11 protein-coding genes are annotated in these 13,159 nt (G+C 70.0%); 2 read left to right on the plus strand and 9 right to left on the minus strand.

Annotated features, from left to right (window positions below; translation table 11 throughout):
- Nucleotides 1–29 precede the first annotated feature (29 nt).
- Nucleotides 30–2,243 (minus strand): heavy metal translocating P-type ATPase, encoded by a 2,214-nt coding sequence (locus FHG54_RS12020; RefSeq protein WP_139418435.1) that lies wholly within the window; start codon nucleotides 2,241–2,243, stop codon nucleotides 30–32.
- Between the two features lie 134 nt (nucleotides 2,244–2,377).
- Between FHG54_RS12020 and FHG54_RS12025 the strand changes: the two genes are divergently transcribed.
- Together FHG54_RS12025 and FHG54_RS12030 are read left to right on the plus strand one after the other, a co-directional pair.
- On the plus strand, nucleotides 2,378–2,656 hold the full coding sequence (locus FHG54_RS12025; RefSeq protein ID WP_139417481.1) for a metal-sensitive transcriptional regulator: 279 nt from the start codon (nucleotides 2,378–2,380) through the stop codon (nucleotides 2,654–2,656).
- Nucleotides 2,657–2,748: 92 nt separating this feature from the next.
- Nucleotides 2,749–5,556, plus strand: coding sequence for an AfsR/SARP family transcriptional regulator (locus tag FHG54_RS12030; RefSeq protein WP_139417482.1), 2,808 nt, complete (start codon nucleotides 2,749–2,751; stop codon nucleotides 5,554–5,556).
- 32 nt (nucleotides 5,557–5,588) lie between these two features.
- Here FHG54_RS12030 and FHG54_RS12035 read toward each other — a convergent pair whose 3' ends face one another.
- From FHG54_RS12035 to deoC, 8 genes are all read right to left on the minus strand, one after another.
- Nucleotides 5,589–6,371 (minus strand): HAD family hydrolase, encoded by a 783-nt coding sequence (locus FHG54_RS12035; protein WP_139417483.1) that lies wholly within the window; start codon nucleotides 6,369–6,371, stop codon nucleotides 5,589–5,591.
- Nucleotides 6,368–7,780, minus strand: a complete 1,413-nt coding sequence (locus FHG54_RS12040; protein ID WP_139417484.1) for an MFS transporter — start codon at nucleotides 7,778–7,780, stop codon at nucleotides 6,368–6,370. The genes FHG54_RS12035 and FHG54_RS12040 overlap by 4 nt, the downstream gene beginning before the upstream one ends.
- Before the next feature lie 64 nt (nucleotides 7,781–7,844).
- Entirely contained in the window at nucleotides 7,845–7,973 is a 129-nt protein-coding gene (locus FHG54_RS16960) for a hypothetical protein (RefSeq protein WP_267898498.1), read from the minus strand.
- A 21-nt stretch (nucleotides 7,974–7,994) separates the two neighbouring features.
- Nucleotides 7,995–9,155: a N(5)-(carboxyethyl)ornithine synthase gene (locus tag FHG54_RS12045; protein WP_139417485.1), complete on the minus strand. Its 1,161-nt coding sequence runs from the start codon at nucleotides 9,153–9,155 to the stop codon at nucleotides 7,995–7,997.
- 248 nt (nucleotides 9,156–9,403) lie between these two features.
- Complete coding sequence (locus FHG54_RS12050; RefSeq protein WP_139417486.1) at nucleotides 9,404–9,643, minus strand: hypothetical protein; 240 nt, start codon at nucleotides 9,641–9,643, stop codon at nucleotides 9,404–9,406.
- 7 nt (nucleotides 9,644–9,650) lie between these two features.
- A complete protein-coding gene (locus FHG54_RS12055; RefSeq protein ID WP_139417487.1) occupies nucleotides 9,651–10,511 on the minus strand; it encodes an aldehyde dehydrogenase family protein in 861 nt (286 codons plus the stop codon).
- Nucleotides 10,508–12,094 (minus strand): aldehyde dehydrogenase family protein, encoded by a 1,587-nt coding sequence (locus FHG54_RS12060; protein ID WP_139417488.1) that lies wholly within the window; start codon nucleotides 12,092–12,094, stop codon nucleotides 10,508–10,510. Before FHG54_RS12060 ends, FHG54_RS12055 begins: the two co-directional genes overlap by 4 nt.
- Nucleotides 12,095–12,113: 19 nt before the next feature.
- Nucleotides 12,114–13,121: a deoxyribose-phosphate aldolase gene (gene deoC, locus FHG54_RS12065; RefSeq protein WP_139417489.1), complete on the minus strand. Its 1,008-nt coding sequence runs from the start codon at nucleotides 13,119–13,121 to the stop codon at nucleotides 12,114–12,116.
- Between the last annotated feature and the right edge of the window lie 38 nt (nucleotides 13,122–13,159).

The raw sequence follows: 13,159 nt of genomic DNA on the forward strand, positions 1-13,159 counted from the left end.
ACGCTAGCGCGGGCGGAAGCTCGGAAGCGTCACGCCCTGCGGAGCCGAAGGCTGTTCAGCACGACGAACACACTCGAGAACGCCATCGCGGCCCCGGCGATCATCGGGTTCAGCACACCCGCTGCCGCGAGCGGGATCGCCGCGACGTTGTAGGCGAACGCCCAGAACAGGTTGCCCTTGATCGTGCCGAGCGTCGCCCTCGCGAGCGAGATGGCGTCGGCGATCGCTCCCGGCTCGTCGCGCGTGAGCGCAAGGTCGCTCGCCGATGCCGCGGCATCGCTGCCGCCCCCCATGGCGATGCCGAGGTCGGCCGCCGCGAGTGCGGCGGCGTCGTTCACGCCGTCGCCGACCATTGCGACCCGCCGGCCGTCGGCCTGCTCGCGGCGAACGATCTCGAGCTTTCCCTCGGGGCTCACCCCCGCGTGCACCTCGTCGATACCGAGTGTCGCGGCGACGCGTGCTGCCGGACGCTCCGCGTCGCCCGTCACGAGTGCGGGACGAAGTCCGAGGGCACGGAGTCGGTCGACCGTCGCCCGGGCGCCGTCTCGAACGCGGTCGCCGACCTCGATGAGCGCCACCACCTCGCCGTCTTCGCCCACGGCGACCTGCGTGTCGTCGGAGGCTGCAGCCCGCTGCTCGAGTGACACCGGCATCCGGTAGCCGAGTTCGACGAGGAAGGCCGATCGCCCCGCCGCAGCGGCCACATCATCGACGACGCCGGTGACGCCGAGTCCGGCGTGTGCACGGAAGTCGCTCACCTGCGCGCCGCGCCATCCGGGCGCAGCGGCATCCGCCCCGTCGACGATCGCACGCGCGATCGGATGCTCGGAGCCGCGTTCGAGTGCCGCAGCGAGGGCGAGCGCGGCTGCGCTCTCAGTGCCGACCGAATCGGCGACCGTCGTCACTCCGGTGAGGCTCATTCGACCCGTGGTCAACGTGCCGGTCTTGTCGAGGAGGATCGTGTCGACGGCGCCGGCCCGGTCGAGTGCGTCGGGACCGGTGATGAGGATGCCGCGCTCCGCGCCGCGTCCGGTGCCGACGAGAACGGCCATCGGCGTCGCGAGCCCGAGCGCGCACGGGCAGGCGATGACGAGCACGGCGACCGCCGCGGTGATGGCCTGCTCGGCGGGGCTTCCCGTGGCGACCCACACGATCGCAGTGGCCACGGCGAGCGCGATGACGATCGGCACGAACACCGCCGAGATGCGATCGGCGAGACGCTGCGCCCGCGACTTGCCGAGCTGCGCGTCTTCGACGAGTCGGGCGATCTGAGCGAGTCGGGTGTCGGCACCGACGCGCTCCGCCGCGACGACGAGGCGGCCGCCGTGCACAATGGTCGCCGCTGTGACGGTGCTGCCCGGCTGCACGTCGACCGGTGCGGGCTCGCCGGTCAGCATGCTCTCGTCGACCCCGGCCTCGCCCAGCGCGACGATGCCGTCGGCGGCGATGCGCTCACCGGGGCGTACGACGAACCGGTCGCCGGGTCGGAGCGCCGCGATCGGCACACGTTCTTCACGCGGCTCACTGCCCTCGCCCCGGAGCACTGTGACCTCGCGCGGCGCGAGCTCGAGGAGCGTGCGAAGCGACTGGCCGGCGCGCCGCTTCGATCGCGCCTCGAGCACCCGACCGAGCAGCAGCACCGTGATGACGCCCGCGGCGACCTCGAGGTAGATGTCGCCGCCCGGCGCGCCGCGCACCCCGAAGGACCATTCGTGCGTCATACCCGGCATGCCCGCGGTGCCGAAGAAGAGCGACCACAGCGACCAGGCGAAGGCGGTGAGCGTACCGAGCGAGACGAGCGTGTCCATCGTGAGCGAGCCGCGGCCGAGGTTCGCCGCGGCGGCGCGATGGAACGGCCAACCGCCCCAGACGACGACGGGCGCAGCGAGCACGAGCGACAACCACTGCCAGTAGGTGAACTGCAGGGCCGGCGCCATCGAGAGCACGACGACCGGCGCCGTCAGCACGGCCGAGATCACGAAACGGGTCATGAGCGGGTCGGATGCCGCGGCGCTCGCTGCGCCGGCCTGCGAGTCACCGGTGGTCGGCGTCGAGGCCTCCTCCACCGTGGGCATCCGCGCCGTGTACCCGGCCGCCCGCACCGCTTCGAGGAGATCGTCGATCGACGTGGTCGACGGGAACGACACGCGCGCCTTCTCGGTGGCGAGGTTCACCTCTGCCTCGACGCCCTCGATCCTGCCGAGGCGTTTCTCGACCCTCGAGACGCAGCTCGCACAGGTCATGCCCTCGATACCGAGGTCGATCGTGCGGGTCTCGTGCTGCAGCAACTCCGTCGCCCTCCTTCGGCGTATCTCGCCGACTCCGACCCAACAGTACCCCCGAGGGGTATCTGTCGCAAGCGGGGTATCCTGTGTACGTGATCGAGGACATCAAGAAGCGCGCATTGCACCGCACGAAGATCATCGAGGGCCAATTGCGCGGCATCGAGAAGATGATCGAGAACGACGAGTACTGCGTCGACATCATCACGCTCTCGCTCGCCGTGCAGAAGTCGCTCGGCTCGCTCAACAAGCTCCTCGTCGAGAATCACCTGCGCACCCACGTGACCGAGATGTACGACGCCGGCGGTGAGCAGCGCGAGGCCGCCGTGGCCGAGCTGGTGCGCATCTTCGAGCTCTCCAACAACCGGGGCTGAGCGGCGCACGCTGCCACGACTGCTTCAGAATGACCCTCGAACGGGGGCGGACTCGATAGACTCCGGGTGATGCGGTATCGATTGCGTGCCTCATGACCATGCGCTTCGAGGTGCTCGGCCCGCTCGTGATGCGCCTCGACGGTCGCGACGTCACGCCTCGCGGAGCTCGCGTGCGCAGGTTGCTGGCCGCACTCCTCGTCGCCGACGGCGTGCGCGTGACCGACGACCGCCTGAGCGAACTGCTCTGGAACGGCGAGGGAACCGTCGCTCGGCTCCAGCTCCTCGTGCATCGGTTGCGCTCGACGCTCGACGAGGCCGACCGCCTCGTGCGCGAACCCGACGGGTACCGGCTCATCGCATCCGACGACGAACTCGACACGGCCGAGTTCGAGCGCCTCGCTGCATCCGACCGAGGCCGCGCCGCCCTCGCGCTCGTGCGTGGCCCGGCGTTCGACGGATTCGACGGCGAACCGTTCGATTCGGCACGGAATCATGCCCGCGTCACGCAACGGACCGTACGGCACCGCGTGCTCCGCACCGAGATCGAACACGTCGACCCTGCCGGCCTCATCGCCGAGATCGCCGCGGCGGTCGCCGCGGACCCGCTCGACGAAGAACTCGTCGTGCTCCACATGACGGCGCTCGCGCGCAGCGGACGCCAGGCCGACGCCATCGATGCGTACTTCTCGCTACGCTCCGCCCTCGCCGACGAACTCGGCATCGATCCCGGCGCCGAGATCGACGAACTCCACCGTCGCCTCGTCTCGGGTGACCCGCTCGACCCGACCCCGGCGCCGCGCCAGCTTCCCGCCGCCACCGCCCTCGTCGGGCGTGACGCTGCGCTCGAACGGCTCGACGGGCTGACCGGTCCAGGCGACACCCGGATCGCGGTCGTCTCCGGTACGGCCGGCGCGGGCAAGACGGCGCTCGCACTCGGGTGGGCATGGCGGGCACGGCGCCACTTCACCGACGGCAGCCTCTTCGTCGACCTCAGGGGCTTCAGCGGAACAGGTCCGCGAGGCGCCGGCGACGTGCTCGCGGGCTTCGTTCGAGCACTCGGGTACCGTTGGAGCCTGCCCGGCGACATCGAGGAGCTTTCGGCGCTCTACCGCAGCCTCGTGCACGAACGGCGCATGGTGATCGTGCTCGACAACGCGAGGTCGGTCGACCAGGTGAGACCGCTGCTACCGGGCGGAGACGGCCCCGTCGTCGTGATCACGAGTCGTGAATCGCTCGTCGGGCTCGGCATGCATGCGCAGGCGCACACTGAGGAACTCGATCCGCTCGACCTCACCGCAGCCGTCGAGCTCATCCGGGCGCTCGTGCCCGACGAGGTCAGCCGGTTCGACGCCGAGCAGTTGGCGACGCAGTGCGCACGGCTCCCACTCGCGCTGCAGATCGCCGCCCGGCTCTCAGCCACTTGCGGTCAGGGTGTGGCGCGGTTGGTCGCAGAACTCGAGGCCCACCGCAACCACCTCGATCGGCTCGACATCGGCGACGATGTCCGATCTGACGTGCGCACCGTGCTCTCGTGGTCATACGAGGCACTCGATCCGCGAACCCGACGCATGTTCCGGCTGCTCGGACTCCTCCCCGCGCAGGGGGCGCCCGAAACAGCGGTGGTCGCTCTGGTCGGCGGCGACCCCGGCCAAGCACGCACCGACCTGCGATCGCTCCGGCGCGTGCACCTGGTCGGCCTCGACGAACACGGGAGGTACGGCCAGCACGACCTGCTGCGCGCCTATGCGCGAGAACTCGCCGGTGGCGGGCCCGACTCCAGCACCGAGGCCGAAGCTCGGACCCGCCTCCTCGGCTACTACGCCGCCGGCTGCGCGGACGCGGCGGCGGCGCTCGTGCCGCGGTGGGGGCCGATACTGCGGGCGAGCGACGCCGGTGAACCCGACGATGCCGCCCTGGAGGCGATCTCCCCCGCCATTCGGGTCGGCCCCTTCCCCGACGCCGCGGCAGCGAAGTCCTGGCTCGACGACGAGCATGCCGCGATCGCCGACGTCGTCGGGTCGACCGGACCAGAAGCCGATGCGCGGGCGATCGCGATCGTGCTGCGTCTTCGCCCGTACCTTGCGACGCAGGGATGGCTCACCGAGGCTCGGGTGCTCTTCGCCGACCTCCTCGAGCGCACCACCCGTCGCGACGACCCGCTCGGGCAAGCCACGGCCTTGCGACTCCTCGGTGCGCATGATGCACATGGCATCGACTATGTCTCGGCGACCCGTCGCCTCACCCGCGCGCTCGATCTCAGCCGAACGCTCGGCGATTCGACGGGCGCCGCCATCGCCCTGAACAACATCGCCGAGATGGAGAGACTCCTCGGTGACCCTGCCCGTGCTGTCGAGCTTCTCGATGAAGCCGTGCAGATCAATGCCGACACCGGCGATGTCGCCAGGCTGGGTCTCGGTCACGGCAACCTGGCCCTCGCCCACAACGCCCTCGGCAACCACGAAGCGGCAGAGGCCGCGAGTCGTCGCGCACTCGAGGCCGCCGACCGGATCGGCTCGGAACGCATTCGCAGTCTCGGTCTGCGCGCCATGGCCGAGGCGAAGCTGGGGCTCGGGTCGGCAGCAGAATCCGCAGGCCTCGCCCGCACCGCCTACGAACTCGCGCTCACCCTCGACGACGTGGAGATGGAGGCATGGTCGGCGGAGGTGCTCGGCCGGGCGCTCGTCGCGATCGACGCACTCGAGGAGGCGGAGCAGATGTTCGAGCGTGCCATCGAGTCGAGCCGGCGCGGAGGCTCATTGGCCCAGCTGGCCCCGGCGTTACGGGCGCTCGCAACGCTCCGCGAGGTGAACGCGCCCGAAGAGGCGACCCGCCTGCTCGACGAGGCGCGAGCGATCGGCCAACGACTTCGCGCCGGGGCGCTCGGCCCCATTTCACCGTGACCGGAACACACGGTCCGGTGGGAACGGCCCGCCTACGCCAGGCGCGCTCGCGGCGACCACCGCGAAAGGTCCCGCGCCTCCGATGTCAACATGGCGGCGATCCGCCGTGTCTCAGCGGGAACGCGGGTCACATGCTCGAGGCGCTCGATTCCGGGCAGGCCCCGGCCGACGACGATCGCCCGATCGGCCGAACGCAGGAGCTCGAGGTCGTTCAGGTCGTTTCCGAGTGCGAGCACGGTATCCCCCGGGCCCACAAGACGCGCGAGACCGTTCGCCTTGTTCGTCCCCGCGGCGACGACGTCGGCGTCTCCGCTCATGTGCGGGAACACCTCGGCGCGTCCTGCGGTCAGCTCCACCAGTTCTCGCGCCCGAGGTGCGCCGTCTTCGATGCAGAGTTTCACGACTCCGCCGAGTCGCAACCCGTCGATGGGCGCGACCACGCGGGCTGCCGTGCCCATCCACGGCAGCGCACCCGGCCGACTCTCGACGAAGTGGTCGCCGTAGTCGAGACAGTATGCGGCGTCCGCACCGAGCGCCACCGTCAGCTGGTCGACCAGGTCGGGTGCGAGGGCGGCCCGGTGCACCTCTCGACCGCTGGAGCTGACCAACGCGCCGTTGCAGCACACTCCACCGAGTTCCGACGCGAGCGAATCGAACCAGTCGCCGAGCACCCGCGGCGAACGAGCCGTTGCCACCACGAGGCGCGCCCCGTAGCCGAGCACGAGTCGTGAGAGCACCGTGCTGATGAGCGGATCGGGCGGCCGGTTGTCGAAGGCGATCGTGCCGTCGAGATCCGTCGCGATCACGAGACTCACCGCGGCGCCCCTGCCGCCGCCACGCGCCGAAGCGCGACTGCCCCGATACCTGCCGCTCCCGCCACTGCGACGACGACGAACATGGCAGAGGCGAACATCGCGGGCTGGATGCCGATCGGCTCCCCAGCCACCGGCACGAGTCCCGCCGTCGTGACCAAGGCGATGCCGACCGCGCCCCCGATGTTCTGCGCCGTCGTCAGCAGCCCGGCCGTGGTCGCTCTGGCCTCTTCCGGCGCGGTATCGACCGCGGCGACCGACACGGCCGGGAAGGCCAGTGCGAGTGCGCATCCGACGCCGACCATCGCGGGAAGCACCCCGACCCACGGCGGCACTGCGAGACCGACGGCCCCGAGCCAGACGAGGCTCGCAATGAGCACCGCTGCACCGATGGCGACCGTGCGCCATGCACCGATACGGGTCACGAGCCGGGCCCCGGTGCCGGCGAGGAGGCTGAACGCCAGCGGCTGCGGCAGGATGACGAGCGCAACGATGAGTGCGGTCGCACCGGACTCGACGAGGCCGAGGCTCAGCACGTACATCGACGCGACGACTCCGGCGAAGATCCCGGCGAGCGCAAGGCATGCCGCGCGCACGCCCGGCGAGCTCGCGACGCCGCTCGGAAAGCCCCGCACGCCGCGTCGGGCGAAGAGGGCGACCACGACGAGGGCGAACGCGGCGAGTTCGACGCCGGCGACGATCGCCGGGAGACCGCCGATCGCTCCGATGAGATGTACTCCGAGCATGAGCGCGGCCGTCAGCAGCACCGCCCCCACGACATCCGGCCGCTCCCGCGATCGGGTTCGGCGAGCACGAATCGTCCACGTCGCGCCGAGCACCGCGAGCACCACGGGGATCGAGACGAGAAAGCTCGCCCGCCAACCGAGCAGGGTCACCACGACGCCGGGAACGACGAGCCCGAGCGAGAATCCGACGGCGCCCATTGCGCCGTAGAGCGCGACAGCCCGGTTTCTGGCCGCTCCGGCAGGCAGGCCCTCGGTGATGAGGGCGAGCGCTGCTGGCGCGCTGAGGGCCGCGCCCGCGCCCTGCACGAAGCGGCCGGTGATGAGCAGCCCTGCATCGGGCGCGAACGCGCACACGATGCATCCGACTCCGAACAGCGCAATGCCGATCAGGAACACGCGGCGACGGTCGAGCGTGTCGGCGAGGGAACCGGCGATCGGCAGGAGTCCGGCGTACGCGATCAGGAACGCGCTCGCCACGAGTGCCAGTTCGGCCGGCCCGATGCCGATGTCGTCGCGCATCACGGCGATCTGCACGTTGATGCCCGACGCGCTCATGCCTTCGAGCAGCAATGCGAGGCAGACCACCACCATGCGGGCCCGTGAGAGCGGCGCACCTGCCGCCTCTCGGCCCCGGTCGCCGTTCGCTCGCCGATACCTCGTGCGCATACCCGCTCCGATCGCTCATTGGTCGAGAGCCATCGTGGGCCGGGCCGCTTTCAGCGCACTTTCATCACGTGCCGGGCATCGTGGTCTCGGGGGCTGCGGCGCGGGCGTCTCGGATGCCGTCTGGCAGCTCGGTGACGCACGGGTCACGGCCCTTCCGCTGTTCGCGCGCCGTTGGGCGATCGATGCAGGTCACTTTCGAGGGTCGCTGACGGGCCTACGCGATCGAGAGGTGCGGATACTCCGCCGAGCGACGCTGGAACTCAGTGATGGCGGGGTTGCGAATGCGCCCGCCGGCGATCTCCGTGGCGCGATCGATCGTCTCGGACGCAGCCCACGAATCAGGCCCCTCCATGACCGTGCGAAGGAAGGGGATCAGCGCCACGCTGATCTCCCACGTGGCCGAGTTCCAGAGGTACGACGGGCTGTGATCGACGGCGTAGTAGTTCGTCGACGCTCCCACCGTGAACATCGGGTCCTCGAAGGAGGTGGGGCGTGCCCAGGCGAAACCCATGCCGGCGTCGACGGACACGTCGACGATGAGACTGCCCGGCCGGAAGATGGCGAGGTCCTCGGTGCGCAGGTACGTGAGCGGCGCATTCGGATCCTGCAGGGTGCAGTTCACGACGATGTCATGCTCGGCGAGGAACGGGGCCAGCGGAACCGGTCCGTCTTCGGTGTTGACCGTGCTCGCGAACGGCGTCTCGGTGTCGTGCTCGAATCGGATGATGTCCACCGAGGGGATCGGTGAGCTCACGGCGGCGGTGTCGCGATTGGTGAGCACCTGCACATCGTGGACGCCGTGCGCGTTCAGGGCGGTGACGGCACCGCGTGCGGTCGCTCCGAACCCGATGACGACCGCGCTCAGACGTCGTCCGTAGTCGCCCGTCGTCCCGCACAGTTGCAGTGCGTGCAGCACCGAGCAGTAGCCCGCGAGCTCGTTGTTCTTGTGGAACACGTGCAGGGCGAAGCCGCCGCCGGCGGTCCAGTGGTTCATCGCCTCCCAGGCTATGAGGGTGAGTCGTCGGTCGATGGCGAGCTGGGTCATCTCACGGTCTTGCACGCAGTGCGGCCAGCCCCAGAGCACTTGGCCGTCGCGCAGCTCGGCGAGGTCGGCGGCCTGCGGCTTCGGGAGCAGGATGACGTCGCACCGCGCGATGAGCTCCTCGCGGGTGCCGACCGCGCCGACGAGGGATTCGAGCTGGACATCGGAGACGCCGAAGTCCTCACCGTATCCGCGTTCGAGCATCATGTGCGCCCGGAGATCGGCATCGATGCGTTCCAGATGCGACGGATGCAGCGGGAGCCGCTTCTCGTCGGGCTTTCGCGAGTGCGCGAGCACTCCGAGTCGCAGGAGTTGAGGCTTCGTGTCGGCCATCGCGGACGTCCTGTCTGCCGAGGCGGCGCTGCACTCGACGAATTCACTCGCGGAATCCGCGACGAACCGGTCGCCGTCGAATCACCGGCCACGCGTGTGCACGGCCTGTTCCAGAGGCTACGCCATGCCGTCTCGCCTCGCGCCGTGCGCGTGGACCTCGATGCGCCGGTCGGGCGGCAGTGCGCCGGTCGGCAGCTCGCCGGTCGGCAGCTCGTCGGTCGGCAGCTCGCCGGTCGGCAGCTCGCCGGTCAGTCGCGCTCGTTGCCGCGACGATAGTTGCCGCTCGCTCGCGCGAGCAGGTGTTGAGCCTGTGATTCGTCGGCTCGCTGCAACGCGGCAACGAGTCGCGCTGCGCCCTGCCCGCCGACGGTCATGACCGCGCGCCCGCCGCGCGAGACGATCACGCTGCCCTGCTTGGTGATGCGGTAGTCGAATGGGTCGATGACGAGTCGCTCCCGCTCGTCTGACGCGCCGTTGCGTCCGGACATCTCGCTCCTATCGCAGACTCTTCGTGTGCCAGACCGTCTTGGTCTCGGTGAACGCGGCGATGCGACCGAGTGCCGGCGCCGCGGCATCCGCCCCCGACTCCGGTCGCAGCACGCGCTTCAACGTGTCGGCCGCCTGGACCTCGAGCGAGACCCAGTCGAGGTCGCCTGCCCCGACGAGGTCGAGCGCGTTGACGTCGGAGTGGCTCGCGAGCCACGGCGCGATCTCGGCGGGCGAACCCGTCAACACGTTGACGACCCCCTTCGGCACATCGCTCGTCGCGAGCACCTCGGCGAGGCTGATCGACGAGAGGGGGAACCGCTCGCTCGCGACGGCGACGACCGTGTTGCCGGCGACGAGCACGGGCGCGACCGCCGAGACGAAGCCGAGGAGGGAGGAGTGTTGCGGCACGACGACCGCCACGACGCCGGTCGGCTCGGGAACAGAGATGTTGAAGTACGGCCCCGCGACGGGGTTGGCGTTGCCGGCGACCTGTGCGTACTTGTCGGCCCAGCCCGCGTACCAGACCCAGCGATCGATCGCCTCGTCGACCTGCGCGGATGCCACGGCGCGCGTGACCCCCTCGGCCTCCTCGATCTCGGCGACGAACTGCCCGCGACGCCCCTCGAGAAGCTCCGCGATGCGGTAGAGCACCTGCCCGCGGTTGTACGCGGTGGCGCCCGCCCAACCCGACACGGACGCGCGAGCCGCCACGATCGCGTCGCGGGCGTCTTTGCGCGAGGCCCTCGCCGCGTTGGCGAGGAAGGAGCCGTCGGCGGCGAGCACTTCGTAGGTGCGGCCCGACTCGCTCCGGGGGAACGCTCCCCCGATGTAGAGCTTGTACGTCTTCGGCACGGCGAGACGGCTCATCGCTTCGATCCCTTCGCAGCGTTCTTGCGTTCTCGGGCGGGCTTCTCGGCGCGCGAGCGCTTCTCGGGCGCCGAGGCGTCCGCTTCGATGGCGGACTTCGATGCCGGACCTGCCAGCGCGGCAGGCCCGCTCGCGGCCCGCCCGATCGGGGCGGGCGAGAGGTAGGCGGCGAGGCCGTGCCGGCCGCCCTCGCGACCGTAGCCCGACTCCTTGTAGCCGCCGAACGGCGAGGCGGGGTCGAAGCGATTGAAGGTATTCGCCCAGATCACGCCGGCACGCAACTGGTCGGCGACCGCGAGGATACGGCTGCCCTTGTCGGTCCAGATGCCCGCGGAGAGCCCGTAGGGAGTGTTGTTCGCCTTCGCGATCGCCTCGGCGGGCGTACGGAAGGTCAGCACCGAGAGCACCGGGCCGAAGATCTCCTCACGCGCGATGCGGCTCGAGGTCTGCACGCCAGTGAAGATCGTCGGCGCGTACCAGAAGCCGTTCTCGGGGATCTCGCACGGGACGCTCCACCGGTCGGCACCCTCGGCCACGCCGATGTCGGAGAGCGCGCGGATGCGATCGAGCTGTTCCTTCGAGTTGATCGCGCCGATGTCGGTGTTCTTGTCGAGCGGGTCGCCCAGACGCAGTGTCGTCAGGCGCTGCTTCAGTCGTTCGACGACCTCGTCGTGGATGTTCTCCTGCACGAGAAGCCGGGATCCGGCGCAGCACACGTGGCCCTGGTTGAAGAAGATGCCGTTGACGATGCCCTCGATCGCCTGGTCGATGGGCGCGTCGTCGAAGACGATGTTCGCGGCCTTGCCGCCGAGTTCGAGCGTCACCTTCTTGTCGGTGCCTGCGACCTGCTTCGCGATGGCCCGGCCGACCGCGGTCGACCCGGTGAACGCGACCTTGTCGACGCCCTCGTGCGAGACGAGCGCGGCACCGGTGTCGCCGGCGCCCGTGATGATGTTCACCACACCGGGCGGCAACTCGGCCTGCTGCAGGATCTCTGCGAAGATCAGCGCGGAGAGCGGCGTCGTCTCTGCGGGCTTCAGCACGACGGTGTTGCCGGCGGCGAGGGCCGGGGCGATCTTCCACGCGAGCATGAGCAGCGGGAAGTTCCACGGGATGACCTGCGCGGCCACGCCGAGCGAGCGCGGCCCCGCTCCGAGGCCGGCGTGGTCGAGCTTGTCGGCCCAGCCGGCGTAGTAGAAGAACCAGGCCGCGACGAGCGGCACGTCGACGTCGCGCGACTCCTTGATCGGCTTGCCGTTGTCGAGCGACTCGGCCACGGCGAGCTCACGCGCCCGCTCCTGCACGAGGCGAGCAATGCGGAACAGGTACTTGCCGCGGTCGCGCCCGCTCATCTTCGACCAGGTGCGGTCGTATGCCCGCCGGGCGGCGGCCACCGCAGCGTCGACGTCGGCGGTGTTCGCATTCGCGATCATCGCGATGCGCTCTTCGGTCGCCGGGCTGATCGTCTGGAAGGGTTCGCCGCGACCGTCGACGAACTCGCCGTCGATGAAGAGGCCGTAGCCGTCGCGAAGCGAGAGGATCGCCCGCGACTCGGGGGCGGGTGCGTAGTCGAGGAAGCTCATGTGTTCGTCTCAGTCCGTCTCAGTCGATCGTCACGTAGTCGGCGCCGGAGTAGTGCCCGGTCGCGATCTTCTGCCGCTGCAGCAGCACGTCGTTCAGAAGACTCGAGGCACCGAAGCGGAACAGGTGCGGTTGCAGCCAGTCTTCGCCGACGGTCTCGGCGACCGTCACGAGGTACTTGATGGCGTCTTTCGACGATCGGATGCCGCCGGCGGGCTTCACGCCGATGCGCTGCCCGGTCGCGAGGTGCCAGTCGCGCACGACCTCGAGCATGAGCAGGGTGACGGGCAGCGTCGCCGCGGGCGCCACCTTGCCCGTCGAGGTCTTGATGAAGTCGCCGCCCGCGAGGATCGAGAGCCACGAGGCGCGACGCACGTTGTCGTACGTGACGAGCTCACCGGTCTCGAGGATGACCTTGAGGCTCGCGCTCGAACCGTCGGGTCGACGACATGCCTCCTTCACCGCGGCGATCTGGTCGAAGACGAGACCGTAGCGCCCGGCCAGGAATGCACCGCGGTCGATGACCATGTCGATCTCATCGGCGCCCGCCGCGACGGCTTCGGCCGTGTCGGCGAGTTTGATCTCGAGCGATGCGCGCCCGCTCGGAAACGCCGTCGCCACCGCCGCGACGGCGATCAGGCCGCCATCGGGGTCGCCGTGAGCGCCGCCCAGGGCCTCGACCGCGGAGGGCACCATGTCGCCGTACACGCAGACGGCTGCGACCCGGGGGGTCGAGACATCCGACGGATCGGGATTGACCGCCTTCGCGACGAGTGAGCGCACCTTGCCTGGGGTGTCGGCGCCCTCGAGCGTCGTGAGGTCGATGAGGGAGATGATGCGGTCGAGGGCCCACTGCTTGGAGCTCGTCTTGATCGAGCGTGTGCCGAGCCCCGCAGCGCGCTGTTCGAGGCCGACGGCATCGACTCCCGCGATGCCGTGCAGGTAGCGCCGCAGCGTGGCATCGTCGGGTTCACCGCCGAGCACGGCGACGGCCCGCTCGCGGGCTGAGACGAGGGAGGTGCCTGACATGAGAGGTGACCTGGCTTTCGTGAGGTGGTGCGGAGAAC

The sequence above is a fragment of the Agromyces laixinhei genome, assembly GCF_006337065.1.
GTDB lineage: Bacteria > Actinomycetota > Actinomycetes > Actinomycetales > Microbacteriaceae > Agromyces > Agromyces laixinhei.